29 protein-coding genes are annotated in these 26,497 nt (G+C 59.3%); 6 read left to right on the forward strand and 23 right to left on the reverse strand.

What is annotated here, in order from left to right; translation table 11 throughout:
• Positions 1-4: 4 nt before the first annotated feature.
• Both NVV93_RS06020 and NVV93_RS06025 read right to left on the reverse strand, forming a co-directional pair.
• Positions 5-2,215, reverse strand: a complete 2,211-nt coding sequence (locus tag NVV93_RS06020; RefSeq protein WP_258253536.1) for an LTA synthase family protein — start codon at positions 2,213-2,215, stop codon at positions 5-7.
• A 166-nt stretch (positions 2,216-2,381) separates the two neighbouring features.
• Positions 2,382-2,603: a VF530 family protein gene (locus NVV93_RS06025; protein WP_258253537.1), complete on the reverse strand. Its 222-nt coding sequence runs from the start codon at positions 2,601-2,603 to the stop codon at positions 2,382-2,384.
• A 117-nt stretch (positions 2,604-2,720) separates the two neighbouring features.
• Between NVV93_RS06025 and NVV93_RS06030 the strand changes: the two genes are divergently transcribed.
• Both NVV93_RS06030 and NVV93_RS06035 read left to right on the forward strand, forming a co-directional pair.
• Positions 2,721-3,569, forward strand: a complete 849-nt coding sequence (locus tag NVV93_RS06030) for a S1 RNA-binding domain-containing protein (protein ID WP_258253538.1) — start codon at positions 2,721-2,723, stop codon at positions 3,567-3,569.
• A gap of 102 nt (positions 3,570-3,671) precedes the next feature.
• A complete protein-coding gene (locus NVV93_RS06035) occupies positions 3,672-4,562 on the forward strand; it encodes a YihY/virulence factor BrkB family protein (protein ID WP_258253539.1) in 891 nt (296 codons plus the stop codon).
• 79 nt (positions 4,563-4,641) lie between these two features.
• Here NVV93_RS06035 and NVV93_RS06040 read toward each other — a convergent pair whose 3' ends face one another.
• From NVV93_RS06040 to NVV93_RS06070, 7 genes are all read right to left on the reverse strand, one after another.
• A complete protein-coding gene (locus tag NVV93_RS06040; protein WP_258253540.1) occupies positions 4,642-4,821 on the reverse strand; it encodes a hypothetical protein in 180 nt (59 codons plus the stop codon).
• A gap of 91 nt (positions 4,822-4,912) precedes the next feature.
• Positions 4,913-5,122 carry a cold-shock protein gene (locus NVV93_RS06045; RefSeq protein ID WP_258253541.1) on the reverse strand — a complete coding sequence of 70 codons (210 nt, stop codon included), beginning with the start codon at positions 5,120-5,122 and terminating at the stop codon, positions 4,913-4,915.
• 293 nt (positions 5,123-5,415) lie between these two features.
• A complete protein-coding gene (locus tag NVV93_RS06050; protein WP_258253542.1) occupies positions 5,416-5,568 on the reverse strand; it encodes a hypothetical protein in 153 nt (50 codons plus the stop codon).
• A gap of 32 nt (positions 5,569-5,600) precedes the next feature.
• Positions 5,601-6,143: a hypothetical protein gene (locus NVV93_RS06055; RefSeq protein ID WP_258253543.1), complete on the reverse strand. Its 543-nt coding sequence runs from the start codon at positions 6,141-6,143 to the stop codon at positions 5,601-5,603.
• A gap of 202 nt (positions 6,144-6,345) precedes the next feature.
• Positions 6,346-6,474, reverse strand: a complete 129-nt coding sequence (locus NVV93_RS06060; protein ID WP_258253544.1) for a hypothetical protein — start codon at positions 6,472-6,474, stop codon at positions 6,346-6,348.
• A gap of 243 nt (positions 6,475-6,717) precedes the next feature.
• Positions 6,718-7,422, reverse strand: coding sequence for a YebC/PmpR family DNA-binding transcriptional regulator (locus NVV93_RS06065; RefSeq protein WP_258253545.1), 705 nt, complete (start codon positions 7,420-7,422; stop codon positions 6,718-6,720).
• Positions 7,423-7,650: 228 nt separating this feature from the next.
• Positions 7,651-9,390, reverse strand: coding sequence for a hybrid sensor histidine kinase/response regulator (locus NVV93_RS06070; RefSeq protein ID WP_258253546.1), 1,740 nt, complete (start codon positions 9,388-9,390; stop codon positions 7,651-7,653).
• A 24-nt stretch (positions 9,391-9,414) separates the two neighbouring features.
• Between NVV93_RS06070 and NVV93_RS06075 the strand changes: the two genes are divergently transcribed.
• On the forward strand, positions 9,415-10,083 hold the full coding sequence (locus NVV93_RS06075; RefSeq protein WP_258253547.1) for a response regulator transcription factor: 669 nt from the start codon (positions 9,415-9,417) through the stop codon (positions 10,081-10,083).
• 226 nt (positions 10,084-10,309) lie between these two features.
• Positions 10,310-10,933: a LysE family translocator gene (locus NVV93_RS06080; RefSeq protein ID WP_258253548.1), complete on the forward strand. Its 624-nt coding sequence runs from the start codon at positions 10,310-10,312 to the stop codon at positions 10,931-10,933.
• Positions 10,934-11,198: 265 nt separating this feature from the next.
• Here the strand turns inward: NVV93_RS06080 and NVV93_RS06085 are convergent, their stop codons facing one another.
• The 3 genes from NVV93_RS06085 to NVV93_RS06095 form a co-directional block, all read right to left on the reverse strand.
• Positions 11,199-11,480, reverse strand: a complete 282-nt coding sequence (locus tag NVV93_RS06085; RefSeq protein ID WP_258253549.1) for a peptidylprolyl isomerase — start codon at positions 11,478-11,480, stop codon at positions 11,199-11,201.
• A gap of 143 nt (positions 11,481-11,623) precedes the next feature.
• Entirely contained in the window at positions 11,624-11,899 is a 276-nt protein-coding gene (locus tag NVV93_RS06090) for a hypothetical protein (RefSeq protein WP_258254441.1), read from the reverse strand.
• 97 nt (positions 11,900-11,996) lie between these two features.
• Complete coding sequence (locus NVV93_RS06095) at positions 11,997-12,251, reverse strand: hypothetical protein (protein ID WP_258253550.1); 255 nt, start codon at positions 12,249-12,251, stop codon at positions 11,997-11,999.
• Between the two features lie 31 nt (positions 12,252-12,282).
• Between NVV93_RS06095 and NVV93_RS06100 the strand changes: the two genes are divergently transcribed.
• Complete coding sequence (locus tag NVV93_RS06100) at positions 12,283-13,134, forward strand: CAP domain-containing protein (RefSeq protein ID WP_258253551.1); 852 nt, start codon at positions 12,283-12,285, stop codon at positions 13,132-13,134.
• A gap of 117 nt (positions 13,135-13,251) precedes the next feature.
• On the forward strand, positions 13,252-13,593 hold the full coding sequence (locus NVV93_RS06105; protein ID WP_258253552.1) for a hypothetical protein: 342 nt from the start codon (positions 13,252-13,254) through the stop codon (positions 13,591-13,593).
• A gap of 57 nt (positions 13,594-13,650) precedes the next feature.
• Here NVV93_RS06105 and NVV93_RS06110 read toward each other — a convergent pair whose 3' ends face one another.
• From NVV93_RS06110 to NVV93_RS06160, 11 genes are all read right to left on the reverse strand, one after another.
• Positions 13,651-14,370 (reverse strand): hypothetical protein, encoded by a 720-nt coding sequence (locus tag NVV93_RS06110; protein WP_258253553.1) that lies wholly within the window; start codon positions 14,368-14,370, stop codon positions 13,651-13,653.
• 84 nt (positions 14,371-14,454) lie between these two features.
• Entirely contained in the window at positions 14,455-14,748 is a 294-nt protein-coding gene (locus NVV93_RS06115; RefSeq protein ID WP_258253554.1) for a hypothetical protein, read from the reverse strand.
• A 71-nt stretch (positions 14,749-14,819) separates the two neighbouring features.
• The gene (locus NVV93_RS06120; protein ID WP_258253555.1) at positions 14,820-15,359 is read right to left on the reverse strand and encodes a hypothetical protein; all 540 of its coding nucleotides are present in this window, start codon (positions 15,357-15,359) and stop codon (positions 14,820-14,822) included.
• Between the two features lie 234 nt (positions 15,360-15,593).
• Entirely contained in the window at positions 15,594-16,037 is a 444-nt protein-coding gene (locus NVV93_RS06125) for a DUF2846 domain-containing protein (RefSeq protein ID WP_258253556.1), read from the reverse strand.
• Positions 16,038-16,262: 225 nt separating this feature from the next.
• Positions 16,263-16,943, reverse strand: coding sequence for a GNAT family N-acetyltransferase (locus NVV93_RS06130; protein ID WP_258253557.1), 681 nt, complete (start codon positions 16,941-16,943; stop codon positions 16,263-16,265).
• 315 nt (positions 16,944-17,258) lie between these two features.
• Complete coding sequence (locus tag NVV93_RS06135) at positions 17,259-18,074, reverse strand: crotonase/enoyl-CoA hydratase family protein (protein ID WP_258253558.1); 816 nt, start codon at positions 18,072-18,074, stop codon at positions 17,259-17,261.
• 342 nt (positions 18,075-18,416) lie between these two features.
• The gene (locus tag NVV93_RS06140; protein WP_258253559.1) at positions 18,417-18,950 is read right to left on the reverse strand and encodes a transposase; all 534 of its coding nucleotides are present in this window, start codon (positions 18,948-18,950) and stop codon (positions 18,417-18,419) included.
• A gap of 279 nt (positions 18,951-19,229) precedes the next feature.
• The gene (locus tag NVV93_RS06145; protein ID WP_258253560.1) at positions 19,230-20,243 is read right to left on the reverse strand and encodes a glycoside hydrolase family 43 protein; all 1,014 of its coding nucleotides are present in this window, start codon (positions 20,241-20,243) and stop codon (positions 19,230-19,232) included.
• A gap of 451 nt (positions 20,244-20,694) precedes the next feature.
• Positions 20,695-21,450, reverse strand: coding sequence for a hypothetical protein (locus NVV93_RS06150; protein WP_258253561.1), 756 nt, complete (start codon positions 21,448-21,450; stop codon positions 20,695-20,697).
• A gap of 219 nt (positions 21,451-21,669) precedes the next feature.
• On the reverse strand, positions 21,670-22,917 hold the full coding sequence (locus NVV93_RS06155) for a ribonucleotide-diphosphate reductase subunit beta (protein ID WP_258253562.1): 1,248 nt from the start codon (positions 22,915-22,917) through the stop codon (positions 21,670-21,672).
• Between the two features lie 219 nt (positions 22,918-23,136).
• On the reverse strand, positions 23,137-26,019 hold the full coding sequence (locus tag NVV93_RS06160; protein WP_258253563.1) for a ribonucleoside-diphosphate reductase subunit alpha: 2,883 nt from the start codon (positions 26,017-26,019) through the stop codon (positions 23,137-23,139).
• Positions 26,020-26,497 lie beyond the last annotated feature (478 nt).

Consider the following 26,497-nt stretch of genomic DNA (forward strand, 5'->3'; position numbering starts at 1 on the left):
GCTGTCATTCCGCCAACGCGCTTTCCTCGACTTTTTCCAGATCCAGCAGATCGGCCTGCAACAGCGGCTCGGTAACCACGCTGAAATCGGTGATTTCGATGGCGCCGCGGCCCTGGCCGAGGAGGTGGAAGGAGAACGCCTTGCGAGTCGCCAGATTGTCGAAGCCAAAGCTCAACTCCAGGGTTTTGCCCGCCTTGAGGGCCGGCAACTGCGGCGCCAGGGCCGCGACATCGCGGTCGAACTCCTTGGTTTTGAGCTGTAGTGTGGCGCCTTGCTTATCCAGGCGCACCGCGCGGATCTTTAGTTTGACCTGGGTATGCGTGCCCTTCGGTAGCTCTAGGTACTGGGCGCCGATCAGGTTATCGGTCCAGTCGTTGCCGAGTGTTTCCTGCAGGCGAATGCGTTCGCGGTTGGCGAACTGGTAATGCTGGCCGATCTGCCCGCTGCTCAGCGATTGATCGAGCAACTCGGCGCGTTGACTGACCAGCCGCGCCTGCTTGCCGCGGAAGCGCCCGAGGAAGCGCGCCTGATCGGCAATAAAGCCTGCGCTGGCGTAACGCCGGCAGACTTGTTGGAAGTCGCATTCGATCAGCGTGCCCTTGCCGTCATGCTCGCGCAGCAGGCCGTTGGTGTAGGAAATGACTTCGCGGCCAGTGCTGTAATCGCGAAACAGCGAGCGGCCGGACAGGTTGGACGGCACGCTGAAGCCGAAGTAGTCGAGCACCGAAGCGGTCAGGTCGAGATGCCCATAAACCCCACGTTTAAGGGCGGGCAACTGCGTCTGCTCGGGTGCCAAGACCAGGTTGAACCCCCAGGCTGAGGCCAGGCGCACATCGTCAATGCCATGGGATTCATCGGACGTGACGATCACCAGGGTATCCTTCAGCACGCCTTGTTTCTCCAGCCCGTCGAGGAAATTGCCGATGGCATCGTCGAGATAGCCGATGGCCGCCTGTTTGGCGCTTGGATAGCGGGCCAGATAGTCATCCGGCGCGGAGTAGGGCTGATGGGTGCCGACGGTCAGCAGGGTGAGCATCCAGGGCTTTTTCTGCTTGCGCAGCTGTTTGACGTAGCCCAGTGCGCCTTCGAAATAGGCCTTGTCATCCATGCCCCAGGGGAATTCCAGGTAGGGCTTGTTCTTGAACCAGTCGCGGCCGAGGGTTTTGTCAAAGCCGATGTGCGGCATGATTTTGTCTTTGGCCATGAAGCGCAGCCCGGCGCCTTGCAGGAAGTGCGTGCTAAAGCCCTGATCGCGTAGTTGCGCGGGTAGGCATTGCTGGTTGCGCAAATGGTTGTTGAGCATTTCCACGCCTTTCGGCGTGCCGCTGTCGAGCTTGTCGTAATCGCCGCACAGCATGGTGTACAGGCCACGAATGGTCTGGTGTCCGTGCAGTACGTAGTCGGGAGTGTTCATGCCGCGGGTGGCCCACTGGCCAAGGCGCGGCATCAGGTCCTCGTGGTAGCTACTGCCGATTGCCGCGCGATTGGGGGCGAGGTAGGCACCGGGAATGCCTTCTAGCGTGACGATCAATACGTTACGCGCTTTGCCCGGTTCGATCAGACGAGGGCCGGATAAATCCAGGCGGGTCAGCCCGGCGATGTCGGGCGGTGGCTCGGAGCTGTCATCGTCCAGCCAAGTCTCCACAGCCAACTGACCGGTACTGAAGCCTTCGGCCAGCAGTTTGTGCGCCAGGTTGAATTGTTTCCACTGGTCGGCTTCGCTGGGTTTGAAATACTGCCCCGCGACGTGCAGGGTCAGCAATGCGGTCGGCAGCACATACCAGACCGGCGACAAGCGTTTGGTTGCATAGCGGCGCCAGCCAGTCAGCAGGCAGAGTAGCGTCCCCAGAGCCAGGGCAAGTCCTAGCCACGGATGGCTCAGACCGCCGCCTTGCGTGGAGTGACTGACGAACTGCGGGTCGCTCAGATACTTGAGATCGCTGACCTCGGGCATGCGCCCAACCGCCGTCATCAGCTCCGCGTTGCCAATGGTGAATACGCACCAGATCAGGATCACCGGCAAGACGATCCATACCGGGCGGTTATGCAGTACGAGGACGAGCAGGCTGCCAATGGCTAGGTCGGACAGATATCCGAAGCCGCCCGACCAGCCCAACCCGTAGCGGGCCAGCATCGGCGCGAGCAGAAATACCAAGCAGAGCGAAAGGAATGAACCCTGAGGGGATTGCAGCAGCCGACGGCTGATAGGGCGCACGGGAGCTCCTGAGATAGGGCAGCGAGTATCCGTTGGACAACGCGAACGTCATCAATACGCCATGAGTTTGAAATAACTCTGTGCTAGCTGCCAGTGCGCTGAAGCGAAATGTCAGATCTAAGTATGTAAGGAGATATGTGGATTGGGGATTTGATCGCGAAGTGACTTAGCGGTTTTTCAGTTGGATATAGAGCGCTTCGACTTTTTCCCGCGCCCAGGGCGTCTTGCGCAGGAATTTCAGGCTGGATTTGACGCTTGGGTCACTCTGAAAACAGCGGATCGTCACCAGCTCGCCGAGCCGCGCCCAGCCGTAATGATCGACCAGGGCGGTAACCACCGCTTCGAGGGTAACGCCATGCAACGGGTCTTGCGGACGAGGGCTGGTCATCGGAAGGTCTCGCGGATTGGGCGGGCATTATCCGGCAAGCCGATAAGCGCGTCATGCTCGCCGTGGCCGCCGGCTAAAGTCGGGTAAACTGCCGGCCTCGCGATAAGGATTACCAACATGGCACTGATCGGGCGTTACAACTCCTTGCAGGTGGTCAAGCAGGCCGATTTCGGTCTTTATCTGGATGGTGGCAGTGACGGCGAAATTCTTTTGCCCAATCGCTATGTACCCAAGGATACGCCCACCGAGATAGGCGACTGGCTGAACGTCTTCGTGTACCTCGATAGCGCTGATCGGTTGATCGCCACCACCGAGCGGCCTAAAGCCCAGGTGGGCGAATTTGCCAGCCTGAAGGTCGCCGAAATCAACAGCATCGGTATTTTCCTCGATTGGGGCTTGCCCAAGGATTTGCTGTTGCCGTTTTCCGAAGAGAAGCAGCAGTTGCAGGTCGGCAACTACTGCGTTGTGCATCTCTACCTGGACAAACACACCCGCCGTATCACCGCTACCGCGCGGCTTGACCGCTATCTGGACAAAACGCCGCCGCGCTATCAGGTGGGGCAGCCAGTGGAGTTCCTCGCGGCGGAAGCTACGCCGATGGGGGTGAAGGTCATCATCGACAATCAGCATTGGGCACTGGTGCACAAGAACGAGCTGTTCAGACCTTTGCGTGTCGGTTTCCGCGATCAGGGTTTCATCAAGGAAATTCGCGCCGACGGCAAGATCAGCCTGAGTCTGCAGGCAGTTGGCAAGGAAGCACCAAACGCGCTGAACGACAATATTCTCAAGCAGCTGCACGACAACCATGGCGTGCTCTATGTGAACGACAAGAGCGATCCGGCAGAGATTAGCCACCGCTTCGGCGTAAGCAAGGGCAACTTCAAAAAAGCCATTGGTGGGCTCTACAAGCAGGGTTTGATCGTCATTCTTCCCGATCGAATCGAATTGGCATCATCGGCCGAGTGAAACTGTCGCCCGTCCGCTAGGCTCCAAATCGGTACAGGGTGAGCCCGACTTGTTGCTCCGGCTTTCTCATTCGTCCTTAGAACTGATGAGGTAGGAACCGATATGGAGTATCGGGATTGGCGCGAGTTATCGGTGGTGAAAGTCAGTAAAGCCACCCTCAGCGAGTTCATGGCGGACGAGATGCCGACTTATGCGTCGGCATTGGCTTATCAGATGTTGTTCTCGCTATTCCCCTTTCTGCTCTTTCTGATCGCCCTGATCGGCTTTTTGCATCTTCCGGAGTTCTTCGACTGGCTGCGTGAGCAGGTCGAATATGTGTTGCCGCCACAGGCGGTCGAACAGGTCAATCCGATTATCGATCAACTGCAAAAACGCGAAGGTGGGTTGTTATCGGCGGGGATCGTTGTCGCGCTGTGGTCGGCGTCGGCCGCGGTGCGCTCGATGATGACCGCGATGAATGCCGCTTATGACGTGCCCGAGGGGCGGCCGTTGTGGAAGCGCTTGCCGCTATCGGTGATCTACACACTGGGTATCGCTGGCATGCTGGTGATGGCAGCGGGATTGATGGTTACCGGTCCCATGGTGATGGGCTGGTTGGCCGCATACGTGGGCCTGGAGCAGGTGTTCGTAACGGTTTGGACGTGGGCGCGCTGGCCGTTAATCGTAGTGCTGATGATGATGGCGGTAGCGCTAATTTATTACGTCATGCCGGATGTGAAGCAGAAGTTTCGGTTTATTACCCCGGGGTCGACGCTGGCGGTAATCGTGTGGATTCTCGCGTCGCTCACCTTTGGTTTTTACGTGCAGAACTTCGCCGACTACAACGCCATGTACGGCAGCATCGGGGCGATTATTGTCCTGCTGTTGTATTTCTATATTTCAGCGGCAGTGCTGTTGTTGGGGGCGGAGTTGAATGCGGTGATCGAGCATTCACTGGCGGAAGGTAAGAATCCGGGGGATAAGGATTTCCCTGGAGAGGCCGCCAAGCACTGAGGGCCAAGCGCTGAAGGGATAAAGCGCCGCTTCCGGCGTGGTCTTGCCTAGCAATACCAGCGCCGGATCGCGGTGGAAATCATTTCTTGCCGAGGCTGATGTGACGGGTCGGCGTATATACCTGACCACTCACGCCACGGGCGATTTCCTGAATCTCGCCGCCCGACTGAAGAAAAGCCGCCATCTGGGCTTCGAGGGATTCGCGAGTTTCCACCGCCGGAGCCGGTTTGGGTTTACTGCTGGATCCTTTGACGCGCATGGTGTTCGTCCTCTTTCAGATAAGGGGTTGCAGGCTGCAACCCTAATAAAAAAACCGGCACGAGGGCCGGTTTTCTCGGTGCGGCGGGTGATTAGATCACCTGCACGTCATCCGCTTGCATGCCTTTCTGGCCTTTCACCGCGGTGAAAGAGACCTTCTGGCCTTCTTGCAGGCTTTTGAAGCCAGCGCTTTGGATCGAACGATAATGAACAAACAGGTCAGCACCGCTTTCCGGGGTGATGAAGCCGAAGCCTTTTTCATCGTTGAACCATTTGACGACGCCAGTTTGACGATCGGACATGATGTATCTCCTTGAACAAAGTGAACGCAGTATTGGAAAAGCCCAACCCGCGACTGAGTGCAAAGAGTAAAGAAACCGAGGGAATGATTGGATCGAAATCTAAGCAGGTCGATTTACGGTGACACATGCAGCACAGTAGGGGCACCTTACACGGCTAGGGCCCATTTACCTAGGCCTTTATGTTTTTTCTGCCGGGTGGCGCTTCCTTACCGCAAGCCGGATAGCCACATCCGAGCACGAAAAACGGGCCGCCATTCGACGGCCCTCCGTCCTGTCCAATCCGTTCGCCGGCTTCACATCATGCGGCGGAATTGGTTCCATTTGCGCTCCACCGGCATCAACCAATTCGGTGTCGCGCTGCCGGTTCCGGCCAACTCCAAATGGTGAAGGCTGGTGATCTGGTCGAGCAATGCCTCTTGCGTAGGCGTCACATCGACGAACAGCACATGCTTGCCGTCGCGCAGGTTGGCTGGCTGGTTTACCGCGGAACCTCAGGATGCGCGGCGGTATCGAGACTAGGTGGCTCGGTCACCAAAGCGCTAACCACCTTGAGGGCTTGCTCAAACGATGGATAGCCACTCTTGGCAACATCCAGGTGCGAGTAAGCCTCGCGATACTCGGCAGCTCTATTGGGGTCCGCTTCGTTGAGCAGATAAGGTTCGGCGTAGATCTTGTAGAGCAGCGCGGTGGCATGCGGATGGCCCTTGTCGGTTGCGCGCCCGAGGAGCTCAAGCACTTCATCGATTTCAGGGCCTTGGCGGATCAATAGCACCGCCTGATAGAACTCCACCTCGCCGCCTTTGTCCTCAGTCGCGGCGCGGTCCAGTAGTGCTTGCGCCAGTTCGTAACTCTCCAAGTCGCCGGAGGTGATCAGCAGCTTGGCTTGCAACATGTCGTTCTGATAGAGCAGCTGTTCCTCCCGACAAGCACTGCCGCTAAGCGGTTCATCGCATGAATGCGATGCGCAACCTGAGAGTACCAACAGGGCGCTGATTGCCGTCCATTTGCCGAACTTTCCCATTCCTCCACCTCGTCCCGTGCGATCTGGTTTCGACCCCGGTCTGTGGCCGCGGTTCTGACTTTCACAACCTAACCTCGGCCAGCGATGCTCGAGGCGTGTCATCAGTCAAAGGAAGGACGTTGCGGTCGACAGGTTGACCGCAACGGATAAAGGAGAGTCGCCGCCCGTGCGACCTAAAGCAAAGCGAGTGGCGAAGAGAGCATTATGTGGCGGCGTGACTGCCCAGAAGGGTTGGGCCGGATTTTTTATCACGCTTGGCCATGCGTTTTTCGTGAGCGGTTTTAAGCGGCTTTTTCTTCGCTTCTTTGTGCGCGTTGAGACTCTTGCTCATGATGCGGATCTCCGGAATGCATGGTTGGACTCAGATAGACGTGGATGTCTGTTTCGTCATTCCCACCTCCAAGGCTGCATCAGCCTGCATGGATGCCTGCTTTCAAGGATAGTCCGTGAAGCCGTATCCAGCCTGCTCGCAATGCCGCTGAGCGAGATCAGCCGGCAACCTTCAAGAAAAACGCGCAAAAAAAAGCCCGTGCGCTCAAGTCACACGGGCTTTCCTGCGGATTAGGAAGGCGAACTAGCCCGCCAAGCCCACATAGACGTTCTGCACATCATCGTGCGCGTCGATGGCCTCGAGAAAGGCTTCCACTTCTTCCAGTTCGGCTGCAGTCAGCGTGGTTACCGGGCTCTTCGGGCGATAGCCCAGGTGCGCCGATTGCACGGTAAAGCCGTAATCGGGGAGGGCGCGGCTCACGGTATCCATATCAGTCGGGTCGCTGAGGAACAACGTGGCGCCTTCCTCGGCTTCTTCAAAATCCTGAGCGCCCGCTTCGATGGCGGCCAATTCGGCATCGGCATCGGCCGAAGTAGGGGCCGCTTCGATCATGCCCAGATAGTCGAAATCCCAGCTGACCGAGCCGGAAGCACCGAGCTGGCCCTTGCGGAACAGCACGCGGATCTCGGCGACGGTGCGGTTGATGTTGTCGGTCAGGCACTCGACGATCACCGGCACCCGGTGCGGAGCGAAACCTTCATAGGTGGTGCGCTCGAAGTGCACCGTTTCGCCGAGCAGACCGGCGCCCTTCTTGATCGCGCGCTCCAGGGTTTCCTTGGGCATGGAGGCCTTTTTCGCCTGATGTACGGCCATGCGCAGCTTGGGATTCATGTCCGGGTCGGCGCCATTGCGCGCGGCGATCATGATCTCTTTCACCAGCCGTCCGAAAATCTTGCCCCTGGCGTTGGCTGCGGCTTCTTTAGGTTTGGCTTTCCACTGTGCGCCCATGGTTGCTCTCTTGATCTGTGCGGATGGGGAGTCGCTTGTCTGGTTTCGCCGGCGGACCCGCTCACGCGGGGCGCGCCTGGTTGAAATCCAGTGCTACGGAGGTAGGGGGCGGATTTTAGTCGCTCTCGCGGCTGCTGGCACCCGGCAAAACTAATTCTGTTGGCGAGTTCTGCTCCTGCAAGCCAGGCCAAGGTGCGGCCTAGGGCTTGCGATCACCGCGCATGTTACTCACGGCCGGCTGGCCTCTATCACCTCGCGCAGAACCTGGGCGTCGAGTGGCTTGTGTAGCAGGCGGTGGCCGCTGGCGGAGGCTTCCTTGATGTACGCCGGTGAGGTGTCGCCGGTGATGAGAATCGCCGGAACCCTGTGTCTCAGGTAGTCGCGGATCCTGCGGATCGCCTCGTGGCCAGTCATCCCGCCGCTTAGCCGGTAGTCGCTGAGGATCAGCTGTACTGAGGCTGGACCACTACGGGCGGCTTCGGCGTGCTGCTGGCAAGCCTGTTGTGCAGTGAGCCCGGCATAGATCCGGTGTCCCCAGGCCTCGAGCAGCGCGCACAGGGCATCCAATACGTCTTGTTCGTCGTCGACGATCATGATACCGAGTGCCTGTTCGTCCGTGGGCCAGGGCTCCGTCAGCGGTGCGATGCTTGGCGCCGCGACGGTTGGCGCGGAGATGGAGAACATCGAGCCGCAACCCTCGACGGAGACCAGTCGGACGGTATGGCCGAGCAGGCGGCTGGTATGCCGAACGATCGCCAGGCCGAGACCGAGGCCCTGAGTGCGGTCGCGTTCAGCGTTATGCAACTGGACAAACTCGTCGAAAATCGCCGCTTGCTGGTCGGCGGGGATGCCGGGACCGCTGTCGATTACCTGGATTTCCACGGTCTGCCCACGTCGGCGGCAGCCCAGAAGCACGCTGCCCTGGGTGGTATAGCGGAAGGCATTGGCGAGCAGGTTGTCCAGCGTGCGCTTGAGCAGCACCGGGTCGCTGTCGACCCATAGCTCGGTCTGCCGTACCCGCCAGCTCAGGTGGCGCTCCTGCGCAGTACCGGCGAACTCGTGATGCAAATCGGAAAACAGGCGCTCGAGCGAGACCGGCTCGCGGGACACCGTTACCACGCCGGCATCCAGCTGAGAAATATCCAGCAGGCCGTTCAGCAGCCCGCCGAGATTACCGATTACCGTGCGCAAGCGAGCGGCAATCTCGCGCGCTTTGGTCGCCTGTACATCGCCGCGCTCGGCCAGCGCGACCAGCGCACCGACGAACAGGCTGAGGGCGTGGATGGGCTGGCGAAGGTCGTGGCTGGCCGCAGCGAGGAAGCGCGATTTTGCCTGATCGGCAGCCTGTGCTCGGTCACGCTCCTCTTCCAGGCGGCCGACCAATTCGACATTTTCCAGGCGCAAGCGCGCCGTTTCGCAGATCGAGCGGTAGGTCACCCGGCTGTAATAGAGGTTGACCCCGGCGAGGCAAATGAGGAAGAACGTGTAGGTCGCGAAAACCTCCCCCTGGCGGGACAGGCAATGTACAGTGACCGGCAGCAACATCGCTGCCAGCGAGCCGATGTAGGCAGGCGGGAACGCCGATAGCGAAGGCATCGCGCCGCAAACCAGGCCCGTCAGGACTATGCAGGTGAAGGCCAGCAGCTGCGGGTCGCCAGCAGCGAAGCCGACCCAGCCGAGCCAGCCCCAGAGCAGGCTGGACAGCCAGGACAACACGGTCACCCACCAGGCCCAGCGCAGTGGTGTCGTTGAATCCTTGCCGTGCTCGAAGTAACGCCGCGCCAGCAGGATGCGGCCCACTGTCAGGATGTACATGACGATGATCCAGACGAGCAGCCCGTTCAGTGACAGGCTGTTCCTGAGGATGTAGGCCACTGGGATCGGGATAACAAAATTGGCGAACAGCACCGCGTAGGATTGGCGAAACAGCAGATCGACGAGATACGTGCGTTGATTGAGGGTCTGCATGCTGGCGTCTCAAGGAGAACAGTAATGAAAGGAAGTCGACCGCTCAGCGTGCTGATCGCAGATGACCACAGCATCGTGCGTGAAGGGTTGAGGTTCCTCCTCGCCACGCTGGATGACATCAGTGTTGTCGGCGAAGCCGCCGACAGTACTGGTATTCACACCGTCCTTGCCACCCAGCCGGTCGATCTGTTGTTGCTCGATCTCGGCATGCCCGGGGTGAATCGCCTGCAGTTCATCCGCGACCTGCGCGCGCAGTTCCCCCGCCTGAAAATCCTCGTGCTCACCGCGAATGTCGAACTGGGCACGATTCGCGGCGTGCTCGAGGCCGGCGTCCACGGCTACCTTACCAAGAACGACGAGACTGGCGAATTGGCCGAGGCGATCCAGGCTATTCGCCAGAATCGCACCTACCTGGCGGCCGCCGTGCGCTTCGCGGTGGATGGCCATGACCGCCGCCAGGCAACGCTGGCCCCGGAGACAGATGTTGTTTCGCCGGTGCCGCTGACCCGCCGCGAACGGCAGATCCTTACCCTCGTTGCTCAAGGTGCGAAGGCACGCGACATCGCTGAACTTTTCTGCATCAGCCCGCTCACCGTGCGCAAGCACCGCGAAAATCTCATGCGTAAACTCGACCTGCACAGCACTGCCGAACTGACCACCTACGCCGTACGGCTGGGTCTGCCGACCGGCTGAAGGCCTACGCGCTAGCGGAGGTGTAGCCAACCGCCTCGCCATCACTCTTCCTCGGGCTGCGGGGGAGGGCTCTACATTGCCCATCTTTATCTTCCATAAAAATACGGCAGCCGTCGTATATCTCCGTGCCCGCCCCAGCCATAACCTTGCGCCCCACGGATAACCCACCGCCAGCGTGTGAATCCGGCACCACCCTCGCAAATATTCATCGATAAGAGTGACTGTCATGATCCTGTCGGAAACCTGGCTTGCGTTTGCACTCGCAACCTTGGCCTTCGCCTGCATGCCCGGCCCCGCAATCCTCTATATGACCAGTCAGACGCTTGCTCACGGCCGGCGCGCCGGGCTCATGGCCGCGCTCGGTATCCACCTTGGCTGTTATGTCCACATCGCCGCCGCCACTGCTGGCCTCGCCGCTCTGCTGCACCACGCACCGCTCGTTTACCTCGCTATTAAGCTTACCGGCGCGGCTTACCTGATCTGGCTCGGCGGTTCGATGATCCTCGGTCGGCGCGCCGACTCGGCTGATGCGACGCCGGCCAGGCTGGGCGTCCTGCGCGACAGTATCGTCGTCGAGATCCTTAATCCGAAGACTGCGCTGTTCTTCTTGACCTTCCTTCCGCAGTTCGTCCAGCCGGCCAGCGACGTGCCTACCTGGATGCAGTTCCTGATCCTCGGCACCCTCGTCAACCTGGTTTTCTCCCTGGCCGACCTGGCTGCGGTGTTTTTCGCCTCGCTGCTCTTTGATCCGGCCTCGGCTGGCCGCGGCCGGCGCTTGGTCCCCACTGTCTGCGGCTCGATCCTCGTTGGTCTGGGATTGCTACTGGCGGGGCAGGGCGGTCTGGCCTGAAAGGCTCGCCAAGATATTGCGCGATCGCGCCCAAGCAGGCAGTTGAGCGTTTCCACGCTCCTGCTGCGTGAGAACTCCGTTTGGGATGCTCTGTGTCATGGTGCAGAGTGGAGTGATCGAACGATCAAGTAACCGCAGTCTGTCCCCCCTGGTTATCGTGTGGGACATGGCTGGTGACGCGCGGTGTTGCTGAGGGGGTGTTTGCACGGGGCGCTGGAACGCGCCCCGAACTATGTCCCCACGCAGGGCGTGGGGACATCAGACATCAGTCTTGGCGGCTGGTGACTTCCAGCAGGTGATAGCCGAATTGGGTTTTCACCGGACCTTGCACGACATTGATCGGCGCGCTGAACACCACGGTGTCGAACTCTTTAACCATCTGGCCTGGGCCGAATGAGCCGAGGTTGCCGCCGTCACGGCTGGACGGGCAGGTGGAGTTGGCTTTGGCGACTTCGGCGAAGTCCGCACCGCCTTCGATAGCGGCTTTCAATTCATTGCACTTGGCTTCGCTGGCAACCAGGATGTGACGGGCAGTGGCTTTGGCCATGGGGGGTACTCCTCTCAAGAAAGCTGCAGAGCCTACCGCAAACAGGGGGCTATTCAAACGCCGTGCGGCAGGTGGATTGCCGGCGGTGTTGACCCCAATCCCGTTGGGGATGGTGGCATCGCCGCCAGCACGGAAACGAAATGCTAGCGCTTGCCCATCGAGCGACGGGTGCCGTTGGGCGCCGGGCCGATCTTCTTTTCGTGACCGGATTTATTGCCTTTCTGGTGCCACGGCTGATTGTCGTTCTTACCCGGCGCGAACGTGGCGGGAGAGAAGGGAAAGGTAAATGCCGGGATAGCGGTCTTGGGCGCTGGCGCTTCAGCGGTCGCCGCAAGGGATGTTTCTACGACGGCGCCCGTATCAAGCGTCTCCGTAGTGGCAGCTTGGGCTTCGAGGGTTTGATCGGGCTGTGTGGTCATGACGGTCGCAGAGAGTTAAGAGAGGAAAGGCGCGAAGTATACCTACCGGCCGCGATTAAGCCGGTAAAGCGGCTGAACGGACTCAGGCAATTCAGTGTCACATCGGTCCGGGGTCGGGAATCGGTGCCTGCTTCTCCAGATTCCCTACCACGTCATCGGGCAGATTTTCGATCAGATCCGGGTCTTGCTCCTCGGGTACAGTCTTTTCGTCGCCCATGACCGCCGCCTCCGGTGCAGATGTAGTACTTGTTCTGGCACCTTCAGGCGGCTTGAGTTCCGCCCCGGCGGTGCCCTGCCTGCCTACTTGGATGTGCCGCAGCGGGGCGCGCAAATGCGCGGAATCGCGCATCATGGGATGCAAGCCAGATCAAAGGGAGATGCTCATGCGCGCCACATCATTCATCTTGCGCCTCGCCGCGTGCTCGCTGGGACTGGCGTTCGCCGCGGCTGCCGGTGCGGCCGAAGAGGCGCAATTGGTCGAATCGATCAACGCCTATCGCAGCGAAGTACAGCGCTGTGCAGGCCAGGCGTCCGAGGAGTTACCGCCGCTGGCCGCCGATCCGCGCCTGAACCTGCCGGCCATCGGGGGTGGAGATCTGCAGCAAGCACTGGCTAGCGCGGCATATCCGTTGGTCAATGTGCAGGCGATCAGCCTGTCCGGGCCACGCGATGCGCCGGCGGCCATGAAGGCCTTGCAGGAGAGCTTCTGCCAGATAGTCCTGGACCCGCAGTTCGTCGATATCGGCGTGAGCCGCTCGGATCGCGACTGGCGCATCGTCCTGGCGCGACCGCTGCTGAGCAGGAGTCTGGGCGCCTCGGCGGCGGAGGGCCAGAAGTTGCTCGAGCAGATCAACGCCGTGCGTGCGCAGCCGCGTCAGTGCGGCGCCCAATCCTTCAGCGCGACGGCGCCGCTGGCCTGGAATGCGACGCTGGCGACAGCCGCCGAGACCCACAGCCGGACGATGGCTAACGGCAATTTCTTTGCCCACCGCGACCGCGATGGTCGCACCCCGAGCGACCGGGCCGAGCTGGCCGGCTACAGCGGCGGGCTGATCGGCGAGAACCTCGCCGCCGGGCTGGACAACTCGCGCAAGATTGTCGACGGCTGGCTGGCCAGCCCCGGCCACTGCGCCAATCTGATGAACCCCCAATTCTCCGAGCTCGGCGCGGCCTATGCAGTCGATCCGAAGAGCGATGCGGGCATCTACTGGACAGCGGTGTTCGGCGCTCCATAGACGTGAATTGCGGCAGAGCGCTTGGGGTTGCCGCTCGGCAGTTCGCACGCCATCCGTGCCGTTTCGGTTCTATAACCATCGATGACGGATATCACGTTACGCGTCAGGAGGCGTGCCATGAGTACTCTGACGATCGAAGGCTGGTGCAAGCCCGACAACGCCTTGCGTTCCCAGCCGATGGGCCAATTCCACTTTGAGATCGGTGGCAGCAACCACCAGCGCCTGGAGCAGGCCGAAGAGCGGCTCCAGGAGAGCGGGAATAAGGAGCTGACCATCGATGCGGACCTCTCCGAGCTTCACCTCGTCCCGCCGGACGATTGCGGTCCGCTGAGTGACTGCCACTTCCGCGTGTACCTGAGTACCACGGAGCACCGAGGGCAGTTTCACCTGGTCGGCCACCGCGCCAGCGACGGCAGCCTGGTGTACACCAATGCGGTGCTGATCGATCAGCTCAGTTAGCCGAGGCGCGGCGGCGGAAGGGAAAACGGCATCGCCCATTCCCTCCGGTCTATTCGCTCAGCTCCAGCTGCTGGCCGGCACTTCGACCCACACCGCTCGCGCCACCGCGACCAGGCGCTGGTCTTCGCCATACAGCGCGGTTCCGGCGAAGCGCTTGCGGCCGTCGCTGCCCAGCGGCCAGCTGAGCACTACACAGCGCTCGTCCGGCTTGAGCTGGGCGAAGGTGGATACCGCCAGCTCGCCGAGCACGATCGCCAGCCCGGCAGGGATGGGGTAGAGCGCGAAGGCGCCGGCGCAATCCAGCGCGGCCCAGATGAACTCCGGCTTCACATTACCCGCGTCGTCGGCCAGCGAGTCGTCCGGTAACCACGGTGCAGCGAGGGTCGCGGTGCCGCGTAGCGGGCCGGGGAAAATCCGCAGGCCGTCATGCGCCGGACGCTCCGGCCCACAAACGAAGCAGCCGGGGAAGTTGTGGGTCTTGAACCCGGGAAACCCTTCGACGGCGGCTTCCGCTTCGGCGTAGGACGGGCAGGGCGGCGGCGCCAGGTCCAGGCTGGTCAGTTTCGCCTCGCCGAGCAGCGTCGTGCCGTCGAACAACCGCGCTTCGTTGTCGCTGGATTCGAGGCGCAACTCCACACCCAGCGGCGGCGGGGCCTTCAGCCGTGCGGCCACCGTGCCGTTCAAATGCGCGGCCATGCGCCCGGCGGTGTAACCACCGTTGCCCGACTTGGGCGGCCCGCAGAAACGTTCGTCGATGGTGAAGTGTTCGATTTGCATGCGGCACCTCCGGCCTGCTGTTTCAGCGAGGGAGATTAGCCCGTGCGGCGCACTAGCGTCTTGCCTGCGCTACGGTTCCGTCCATCACTTGACCACGTTTTTCAGGCGTTGGTCGGTGAATACACAGAGCACGCCGGCGCCGTTGTACATCACCTGATGATTGAAGTCGCAATAGGCCGCCGCCACGCTCAAGGCCACTTGATCGTTGCTCACTTCTGGACGGTACCAGGCCAATTGGCCGGCTTTACAGCGCTCCGCTTGAGCGTCGGTGTTGTAAGTGCACAGGCCGGTTTGATCGATTTCCGTGGAGTTATCGAAACAGGCGGTCAGGGACAGGAAGGCGGCGCTCAGCAGGAGCAGGCGGGGAATGGTATGCATGGCAAATTACCTGGCTGTGGAATAAGGCTGCGGGATTAGTGTGAGGAATACGACGAAGGTTCCGTCGCCCTTCACTCCTGTTTTCGCACGATGGCTTTCACGTGTCGAAATGGAATCTGTACCTGCATGCCTTTATCGCCCGGGAGGCGTAGCACCAGGGTTTCGCCCAGTGACCATATGACGTGTGCGTTCTGGATGGCACACGCCTGAGTCAGCGCCAACACGGCGGGTGGGTTCTTTTCGCAGTAGTCATTGTCGAGGGCAATCTCGCTCGCCTGATAGTTCCCAAGCCCCAATCCGTTCATGACCCGATCTGGCATGGTGGTTAGCGCGCCGCTGTAGAAGGCGATTCCCAACGCCAATGGAAGGGAAAAGCAGAGCGAATAGTTGATGCCAGCAAAGGCCGCCATGGTGAAGACGCTTATGAAAATGCTCAGCACCAGGGGAACCAAGAAAATACCTACTACTTGCAACTTGCCCGCTAGCAGCCCACCGAACGCGGAATCGGATTGGGATATGGCGTTAAAGGTCACGATATTGATGAGAAGAAGTGAGAGATAGGATGCGTACAAGTATCGAAGGAAGCTCCACTTCGGGAGCTTGAACTTCATCTGTACTGCGACCCCGAAGGCCAAGGTGATCAGGGCGGGGGCGATTACTCTCCGGTCTTGGCCACGTACCGATCGAAAAAGTCCTGTTCTTGTTCCTGCGGTGCATCTACCTGCATATCCATGCATCGCTCCCTAATCCCTGGATGAGGCGGGCTGTGGCCCGAAACTTAATCTTGCCGTCAGGCGTATAAGCGGGGTGGTTATACGCCTTGTAACAATCCAGCTGGCTATGGATTAGCGAGCCAGTTCAGTGCTTGCTACGCCTTTCTGGCCTTCCGCTTCGGGGACTTCCTGCAGTTTGGCGCCACCTACGAAGACGCCGAGTTTGATCGACTGGCGCACGTAGTAGTTTTTGCCCGCTACGGTATTTAGGCTGAGGGTGTTGTCACTGAACTCGGATTCAGTGGCCAGAACGTGGGGGCCGGGGCTGACCACGCGGTAAAAATAAGTGTTCGGGGCTGTTTCACCGACAACCTCGTTGTCGATCTTGACGGTCTTTTTCAGGGCACCGCCCAGTACCGAATCGCGGAAGATGTATACGCCGACCTGATTCTCTGGAGGAGTCGGGAAGGCTTTTAGCTCCTGGTTCTTTTCTACCGATTCCATCGGTACGGATGCACAACCGGACAGCAGCGCAATACCGAGCGCGGCTGCGCACATCATCATTTTCTTATACATGAACTCGTTCCTGAGTAGTGAGTTGAGCTGACGCAGTATCAATGTGCCAGCTCAGACACCTTATCGGGAAGCGACGTTAAATCGATGGGTTGGCTTCAAAGTACCCGTTTGTCTAGCGGGGTGAGTGAGCAGGGAAGATGGAAAACCGCGAAGTATTATCCACCCAGGCTACCTCGTTGGAGCATTTGCGGCTGGTTCCTACCTCGGGCCTGGGAGCGATCAGCTCTATGCGTGGCGCTCGTCTACCAGCGCCTGAGCCTGGCGGGCCATCTGGTCGAGCTGACGGTCGCGCTTTTTCTCCGCTTCGCTCATGGCTTTCTTGCCGTGTTGTTGCACCAGGTAGGCGTGGATCTGCCGAACTTCCTTGGATTGGTAGATAGGTGCCAGGTCCTGTACCGCCACCATGCCGTCCGAGCCATGGTCCCAGGTGTTCATCAGTACTTGCGGCCCTCGCGCAGCCAGTACCTGAAAACCCATGGCCTCGAAGTACGGCACTTTGCTCGCCACGCAGGCCAGTTCGGCGTGAGGGTGCCGGGTGATCATGTGTTGCAGCATGGCTCGGGCAATACCGTGCCGGCGGCGGCTGAGCTGGACGGCCATATAGGCCAGGGTGCAGGCCTCGGGGTCATCCTTGACCGGCAGGTAAAGGGCGAATCCCAGCACCTTCGAGGGATCCTGATCATCCAGGGCCAGGATCAACCGCGCAGTCGTATCCTGGGCAGCGTCCATGGCCTGCAGATACAGGTGCACCTCGTAGCCGATCACGTACTGATACAGCTGGTAGAGGGGGTTGCTGGGCGTCAGTGACACCGGGCTAATGTCGCTGAAGTAGTCCACCACCATCTGCAGAACCTGGCTTTTCAGGGACTCAGGCGGTGGGGTGTCCAGGTGTACGAGGGTGAACATCGAGAATCTGGCTCCGGGGGCGTGCCCGTTGGGAATCGATAAGGGCGGCATTGTAACGCCCGCACGGTTGATCGTTCCGACGCTCTGTGGGAACGATCAACGCTGCCCCCGGAATACGGGACATGCGGCTCATCCTTGAGCATTGTGTTGCTGGGGATATCGATGGTGGACAAGTAAAACGTTGTCCACCCTACGTCAGCCGCCACTTTCGTGTCCGCCCCCCTCAATCCATCACGTAGGGTGGAAAACCGCGAAGCGTTTTCCACCGAAGGTTATCCAGGCTTCCTCGCTGATCATCGGGCCGGGCAGCCTTGCTCAGGCGTCCGGGAGCAGGTCGCCGAATGCCGGCGCGCGCTTCTCCAGGCCGGCGCGGGCGGCCTCGCGCTGGTTGGGACTGCCGACCAGACGGTCCTGCTCGATGGACTCGTTCTGCAAGAGCTCGGCAGAATTGGCGTCGGCCGTCTGATTTAACAGGCGCTTGGCGGCGCGCACCGCGTCCGGGTTGCTGCGGGCGATCTGGCGGGCCAGTTCTCGGGCATGTGCGAGCGGATCAGCGCCGACCCAGGTAGCGAGGCCCAGCGTCAGTGCCTGTTCGCCGGTGAGGATGCGTGCGGTATAGACCAGCTCGCGCAGCACGTCGCCGCGCAGCAGTTCGCGCAGTAGCGGGAAGCCGGCCATGTCCGGCACCAGCCCCCATTTCATCTCCAACACCGACAGCCGGGTGTCCGGCGCGACGCAGCGAATATCGGCGCCGAGGGCAATCTGCAGGCCGCCGCCAAATGCCACCCCGTGTACCGCAGCAATCACCGGCACCGGTAGTTCTCGCCAGCCCCAGGCGGCCTGTTGAGGAGCGTTGGTGAGTCCATGGGTGCGATCGCTGAGCCGATAGGCGCGACCGCTCTGGCCCTGCGCCATGTTCTGCATCCGGCTCATGTCCAGCCCGGCGCAGAAGGCAGCGCCGTCGCCGCGCAGCACTACAGCGCGCAGCCCCGACGTTTCTCGCAGCTGCGCCTGGGCGGCCAGTATGCCGTCGAACATTTCCGCGTCGATGGCGTTCATCTTGTCGGCACGGTTCAGGCACACATCGGCAACTCCATCGTCGTCGATCTGAATCAGCACTCGGTCGTTCATGGCGGCACCTTACTTGTGGATGTGGGAGTAACAGGCGTATGCACCGATGGTAGTTTCGGCCTGGCGCAGGTGCGTGATTCTAACGAACTAACCGAAGGGGTATTTTCGTTCGCAGGAGGAAGGCTTCGCGGGCGCTCGACCAGCTTCTTGATCAACTGCCTGAGGATGCCATCGGCGCCGATCAGGTCTTGATCGTTCCCACGCTCTGCGTGGGAACGCAGCTAGTGACGCTCCGCGTCACGAAGCACAGGAGTAGCGCCAGTGCTCAGCTCGATCCAAGACTCCGTCGCTCATTGGCTGATCCGTAGGGTGGAAAACTGCGAAGCATTTTCCACCGCCCCTTTATCCCTCCCCAAACCCTTCATCCTGCAATTCCCCGCCGCCACACCAATTCCACGAATAAATCCCCGTCCGTACCGCCCGGTGAAAACTGGAATACGGCCAATCAACCAACCGTTGCACATGCCTATGCTTTATCGGGTTGAAATGGATGTAATCGAAGTGCCGCTGGTAATCGAGGTCGTCGCGGATCAGGTGTTCCCAATAACGCCGCTGCCAGATGCCGCGCTCGCCTCGCTGGAGGTGGGTGTTGGTGCGCCTCTCCTTGATGGGCAAGCGTTTGGCAAAGGCGAATTTGATGACCTTCCAGCGCAGCGCGTAGTTGCTATCGCCTTCAGGCAGTGTCCACAGGCAATGCATGTGTTCGGGCAATACCACCCAGGCATCGATATGAAAGGGGTGGCGGGCTTTGGTGGCGCGGACGGTGTCGCGTAGAAGATCAATTTCGCGCACCAGCAAGTCGCTGGAGCGGTCCCGCAGGTTCACCGTAAAGAAGTAAGTCGCCCCCGGAACGCGGGCGCGGCGGTAGTTGGACATAGCGGCTCATCCTTGAGCATTGCGTTGCCGGGAATATCGATGGTGGACAAGTAAACGTTGTCCACCCTACGTCAGCCGAACCTTTCGTGTCCGCCAAACATCCCTCAATCCCTCGTAGGGTGGAAAACCGCGAAGCGTTTTCCACCGGAGATATCCAGGCTACCTCGCTGCCGTGGAACTGCCAGCCAGCGACGCCACTGTAGAACGCAAAACCTCATCAGTGGGAGGTGGGGTTTATGGAGCGCTTACCACGGAGTCATCGAATTTTGATTTTGCGTTTTAGTTCCCGGTCATACCCGTTGCCTTGATGACTAGTCGCCCTTGGTCATCAACCAGCAGTCGGTCGCGGCTAGTGTAGCGCTGGCTCAGTGTTACATCCCAATACGACTTTTTTTGATGATAGATGATCCAGTCAGTACCCTCTTCGTCACGGACAATGCTGTGATGTCCAGGGCTGTAAACTCCAGGTTGGCCATCTTCAGCCGATGTGGTGCTTAGGATTGGGTTGTTCGGATGTTTTGCAAACGGCCCCATCGGGCTGCTTGATGTTGCGTAACCAATTGCATACTCCCCAAACATCGTCTCGCCCCCCGAATACATCAAGTAATATGTATCGGCGTGCTTGTATATCCACGCACCTTCAGTGATATCCAGGAAAAAGCCCTGTTCCCAATCATTCGTCGGTTCCAGCAACAGCTTCGGCTCGCCGACTTTCGTTAGCGGAGAGTTCATTTTTTGGACAAGGATGTTTTCTTTGCCTTTGTTTCCGGTAAGCCGGGCGATCACGATATCGAGCAGATCCGATTTGTAGTCTACCGACGAATAGTACATATAGTATTGGCCGTCTTCGTAGTACATATGCGCGTCAATGGCGTTCTCGATTAATACCCCTTTGTCATCAAACGGGCCGGTGGGGCTGCTCGCGGTTGCAATGCCGATATTCATTTGGTTGGAATAATACATATAAAACATTTCCGACAATGGGTCGTAAAAAACATCCGGGGCCCAAAGTGTTATTGACTCAGCTTTAAAGATATTGCTAACTTTTTCCCACGTTTGCATATCGTCGGACACATATGCGTCGTAATGGTCTGAGCCCGCAGACATGCTTCCGTCAAGATACGTCCCAAATAGGTAGTACTTACCCTGATAACGAATCATGTGTGGGTCTGCCAGGTTCTCCGAGCTCAAAATCGGATTGCTGTCTTTTTGAGATACTTCTTTTGCGGCTAGCACAGATGCGCTGGCCGCAATCACTGCGATAAGAGCTATATATAAAAAAGTATATTTCATTCTTTCTCTTCCTGAGCTCATAGAATAAATGCAACGCTTGAAACGATAGGCAGATAGCCAGCCATCGGTAGAATTCAGGTTCTCACACCAAAGGATTCAAACGCAGATGGCTGCGCATTACCGGCCGACGTTATCAGGTTGAGGCTGGCCTGTAAGCGCCTGGCCATCACACCTTGTGAATCGCCCCTTGATCTCGATGGCTCCTACGCGGAGCGTGGGAACGATCAAACCCGGGCACGGCGGTAGTTGGACATGGCGGCTCATCCTTGAGCGTTGCGTTGTTGGAAGCATCGATGGTGGACAAGTAAAACGTTGTCCACCCTACGTCACGCACCCCGCGTAGGGTGGAAAACCGCGAAGCGTTTTCCGCCGAAAGTTATCCAGGCTACCTCGCTATTATCGTAGGACGTATAACCGCGTGGCGGTTATACGTCGTTAAGCTATGTCCGGGCTACCTCGCTAGCTGCGAGTTTGTCGCTTGAGTCGTAGGAATGAGCGTTTCAATTCGGTAGTTATTCAGAGCGAGTACTGTGGATTTACCATCTTTATATAACGCAATACGATCATTCGACGAGTCAATCAGATAGCCTCTGGCGATTTCGTTATCACCATCGATGACGCGTACGCAGTAGTCTTTCCTGTGCGCGGCTTTTTGGCAGTCACGAGAGTAAATTAATTCATGCTTTTCTATTGAGAGTTGTGCGGCTTTGTAGCCAGTAATGGCTGGAGTTATGAGGAATAGATTTGCTGCGAGAGGTAGAAGGAGCAAAATGCAAGTGATGCTGCTGGATAGGGCAAGAACTCCAAGTGGTAAGCCTAATAGTTTATTTTTGTTGATAGTGGTCCCTGCTGCCTTGAACGGCTTGGTCTGAGGCAGCCACGTCAGAAGGACTAGTTCGGCTACTGCCAAAAAAACCAAGCCTAAAGTGGATAAAACGATCCAGGGGTCGGTTAGGACGTTGAGCCAGTTGCTGCAGATATGGATTAGTGCGGCATAGGCGTACAGGAGGTAATCTGTAGTCGACTTTTCGAAGAGACCTACGCCGGCGCTGAAGTGGCTGGCCCAGGTTTGATGGTAGACAACTCCGGTTAGATAGACTGCTGAATACCCTAAAGCACCTAGAGTTGGAAGAGTCGAAATCCAGAGCATTTTGCTGATATTCGATTCTTTATTTGTAGTGGAGTTTTGGCTCTGTTGTTCTTCCATGAAAAACCTTCGGGTAAGTCTCTGACGGATTTTTGCGCCATGTATTAGCGCTCAGTCTGGGCGGAAAATTGGTTGACGCTGAAAAACTTAAAAATAAACTTTCATATATTCTCCTAAGACAAAAGCCCCGCACTAGGCGGGGCTTTTGTCTTTCTAGTCGCTACCCCAACATCCTGTAAGGCAAAGCGTTTATCTATTTCCTAATGTCTTGACCCGGAATCAATCCCAGCTCAACGCCCCGCCAGTCTGATACTCGATAACGCGGGTCTCGAAGAAGTTCTTCTCTTTCTTCAAGTCCATGATCTCGCTCATCCATGGGAACGGGTTGGTGGTGCCTGGGTATTCTTCTTTCAGGCCGATCTGCGACAGGCGGCGGTTGGCGATGAATTTGAGGTAGTCCTCCATCATCGCGGCGTTCATGCCGAGGACGCCGCGGGGCATGGTGTCGCGGGCGTATTCGATTTCCAGTTGGGTGCCCTGGAGAATCATCTGGGTCGCTTCGTCCTTCATTGCGGCATCCCACAGGTGCGGGTTTTCGATCTTGATCTGGTTGATCACGTCGATGCCGAAGTTCAGGTGCATGGATTCGTCGCGCAGGATGTATTGGAACTGCTCGGCGGTGCCGGTCATCTTGTTGCGGCGGCCCATGGAGAGGATCTGGGTGAAGCCGCAATAGAAGAAGATGCCTTCCAGCACGCAGTAGTAGGCGATCAGGTTGCGCAGGAACTGGCGGTCGGTGTCCGGGGTGCCGGTTTCGAACTTCGGATCGGAGATCGAACGGGTGTACTTGAGGCCCCAGGAGGCCTTCTTCGCGACGCTCGGGATCTCGTGGTACATGTTGAAGATCTCGCCTTCATCCATGCCCAGCGATTCGATGCAGTACTGGTAGGCGTGGGTGTGGATCGCCTCTTCGAAGGCCTGGCGCAGGATGTACTGGCGGCACTCGGGGTTGGTGATCAGGCGGTACACGGCCAGCACCAGGTTGTTGGCAACCAGGCTGTCGGCGGTGGAGAAGAAGCCGAGGTTGCGCATGACGATGCGGCGCTCGTCTTCGCTGAGGCCGTCCTTGCTCTTCCACAGAGCGATGTCGGCGTTCATGTTCACTTCCTGCGGCATCCAGTGGTTGGCGCAACCATCCAGATACTTCTGCCAGGCCCAGTCGTACTTGAACGGTACGAGTTGGTTGAGGTCGGCGCGGGCGTTGATCATCTGCTTGTCGCCGACGTGGACGCGGGCCGAGGTGCCTTCCAGATCGTCCAGGCCTTCCTGGATGTCCAGTTCGTCCAGCGCGGCTTTGGCGCGGGCCACGGCGGTGGAGTCGTCGGCGCTGACGGCGCGCGCTTCGAGGGCGGCGATGCCGCCGTCGTTGTCGAGTTTGTCCAGGCTCATCTCGACGACGGTCGGATTGGCCTTGGCGGCGGGTGCGGCTTCGCCGTCTTCTTTATCGAATTCGTCCCAGCTGAGCATGGTGGGGTTCTCCTAGGACCGGGTTGGTACCGGTCGGCAATGTTTGGGTGCTTTCGGTTATGCACGCAAAAGCAAAAGTCTTGAGGGGAGGGCGGTCCGCTGGGCTGGATCTTTTTCCTCTCCCCCTCCCCTCTCCCGCAGGCGGGAGAGGGGAGGGAAAGCAACGCAACTGCAGCAGTCAGGCGCCTAGCGCCGCCGCTCAGCTTCGTGCGCTTCCTGTCACTGGCAGGCTTCGCAGTCGGGTTGGTCGATGGCGCAGGCTTTTGGCACGGGTGCCGGACCGGCTGGGGCGGCGAAGCTGCCTTCGTCAATCGCACCGCTGGACACAGCGTTGAGCTTGCCGGTGTTGATGGTCGACTTCTCAGTGCTGGTCGCGGCCAGGGCACGGAGGTAGTAGGTGGTTTTCAGGCCACGGTACCAAGCCATGCGGTAGGTCACGTCGAGCTTCTTGCCCGAAGCGCCGGCGATGTACAGGTTCAGCGACTGCGCCTGGTCGATCCACTTCTGACGGCGGCTGGCGGCGTCGACGATCCACTTGGTCTCGACTTCGAAGGCGGTGGCGTACAGGTCCTTCAGGTCCTGCGGGATGCGCTCGATCTGCTGTACGGAGCCGTCGTAGTACTTCAGGTCGTTGACCATGACCGAGTCCCACAGGCCGCGCGCCTTGAGGTCGCGAACCAGGTACGGGTTGATCACGGTGAATTCGCCGGAGAGGTTCGATTTCACGTAGAGGTTCTGGTAGGTCGGTTCGATCGACTGCGACACGCCGGTGATGTTGGCGATGGTCGCGGTCGGCGCGATGGCCATGATGTTCGAGTTACGGATGCCTTTCTGCACACGGGCACGTACCGGCGCCCAGTCCAGGGACTCGGTCAGGTCGACGTCGATGTACTTCTGGCCACGCGCTTCGATGAGGATCTGCTGGGAGTCGAGCGGCAGGATGCCTTTGCTCCACAGCGAACCCTGGAAGGTCTCGTAGCTGCCGCGCTCGTCGGCCAGGTCACAGGAAGCCTGGATGGCGTAGTAGCTGACCGCTTCCATCGACTTGTCGGCGAACTCGACGGCCGCGTCGGAACCGTAGGCGATGTGCTGCAGGTACAGCGCGTCCTGGAAGCCCATGATGCCGAGCCCGACCGGGCGGTGCTTGATGTTGGAGTTCTTCGCCTGCGGCACGCTGTAGTAGTTGATGTCGATAACGTTATCGAGCATGCGTACGGCGGTCTTGACGGTTTTTTCCAGCTTGGCGGTGTCCAGCTTGCCGTTGACGATGTGGTTCGGCAGGTTGATCGAGCCCAGGTTGCAGACGGCGATTTCGTCCTTGTTGGTGTTCAAGGTGATCTCGGTGCACAGGTTCGAGCTGTGGACCACGCCGACGTGCTGCTGCGGGCTGCGCAGGTTGCACGGGTCTTTGAAGGTCAACCACGGGTGGCCGGTCTCGAACAGCATGGAGAGCATCTTGCGCCACAGGTCTTTGGCGGCGATGGTCTTGTGCAGTTTGATCTTGCCGTAGCCGGCCATGGCTTCGTAGTACTCGTAACGCTCTTCGAAGGCCTTGCCGGTCAGGTCGTGCAGGTCCGGTACTTCGGACGGCGAGAACAGGGTCCACGGGCCGTCGTCGAATACGCGCTTCATGAACAGGTCCGGAATCCAGTTCGCGGTGTTCATGTCGTGGGTGCGGCGGCGGTCGTCACCGGTGTTCTTGCGCAGCTCGATGAACTCTTCGATGTCCATGTGCCAGGTTTCGAGGTACGCGCAGACCGCGCCCTTGCGCTTGCCACCCTGGTTTACGGCGACGGCGGTGTCGTTGACCACTTTGAGGAACGGCACCACGCCCTGGGATTTGCCGTTGGTGCCCTTGATGTAGGAGCCCAGCGCGCGCACCGGAGTCCAGTCGTTGCCCAGCCCGCCGGCGAATTTCGACAGCATGGCGTTGTCGTGGATGGCGTTGTAGATGCCCGACAGGTCATCCGGAACGGTGGTCAGGTAGCAGGAGGACAGCTGCGGACGCAGGGTGCCGGCGTTGAACAGGGTCGGCGTCGAGCTCATGTAGTCGAAGGACGACAGCAGATTGTAGAACTCGATGGCGCGGTCTTCTTTCTGCTTCTCTTCGATCGCCAGGCCCATGGCCACGCGCATGAAGAACACCTGCGGCAGTTCGAAACGGATGCCGTCTTTGTGGATGAAGTAACGGTCGTACAGGGTCTGCAGGCCGAGGTAGGTGAACTGCTGGTCGCGCTCGTGGTTGATCGCCTTGCCGAGTTTTTCCAGGTCGAAGGTTTTCAGCTTGGCATCCAGCAGTTCGAACTCGATGCCTTTGTCGATGTAGGCCGGCAGCGCTTTGGCGTACAGGTCGACCATCTCGTGGTGGGTGGCGCTCTGCGCGACACCGAGGAAGCCCAGGCCTTCGGCGCGGATGTTGTCCATCAGCAGGCGCGCGGTGACGTAGGAGTAGTTCGGCTCACGCTCGACCAGGGTCCGCGCGGTCATCACCAGAGCAGTGTTGACGTCGCTTTGCGCCACGCCGTCATACAGGTTCTTCAGGGTTTCGCTCTGGATCAGCTCGCCATCGACTTCGGCCAGGCCCTCGCAGGCTTCGCTGATGATGGTGTTCAGGCGGCCCAGATCGAGTGCGACCAGATTGCCTTCGGCATTGGTGATGCGGATGCTCGGGTGCGGCTGGGCGATTTCGCTGCCGGCACCGCGCTTGCGCTCCTGGCTGCGCGATTCGCGATAGATCACGTAGTCACGGGCGACTTTCTGCTCGCCGGCGCGCATCAGGGCCAGTTCGACCTGATCCTGGATCTCTTCGATATGAATGGTGCCGCCGGACGGCATGCGGCGCTTGAAAGTGGCGCTGACCTGTTCGGTCAAGCGCGCGACGGTTTCATGGATACGCGACGAAGCGGCAGCGGTGCCGCCTTCCACTGCGAGGAACGCCTTGGTGATGGCCACCGTGATCTTGTCATCGGTGTACGGCACCACGGTGCCGTTGCGTTTGATTACGCGCAGCTGACCGGGAGCGGTCGCGGCTAGATCCTGGGACGCATCGGCAACCGGCGGTAGGCCGGCCTGAGGGTTCTCGCGGGTGGATTCGGTCTGCATGTATATCTCCGTGTTCTCTAATGGGTCTGGACACTTGAGGTGCCGGCTTTCGTTCCGCTCAAAAAACGCCACGCGCACGGCGCGAAAGCCGGTGCATGGAACTCAAAAGAGGTCAGAGAGGGGCTACGACTCAAGCACTTCCCTGGATCTCAAGTCACTACCGCCGGCGTCTAGCCAGCGCTACTAGATCTAGTGGTAGGCGTCAGACGCATTACCACCTGAATCAACTACCCGCCGCGTCGCTTGCGATTGTCGGGTAAGGGCCGGCGCAGTGGGCGCCCAGCCGGTGTGGCGAAACTGTTTATATGCACCCTAAAGAGGCTTTCCGCCAGGCTTTGGTGCAACTTGTACTTGTGTCTCGTGGTTGACCAAAACCCAACATGTAGGTGTTTGGCGCGATGGAGATACAAGATAGTGCGGTCGTTTGGGTATGGCAAGTCGACAAATCACGCCCGCCTGTGGATAAAGCTGTGGGTTA

The organism is Pseudomonas sp. LS44, assembly GCF_024730785.1.
Lineage (GTDB): Bacteria > Pseudomonadota > Gammaproteobacteria > Pseudomonadales > Pseudomonadaceae > Aquipseudomonas.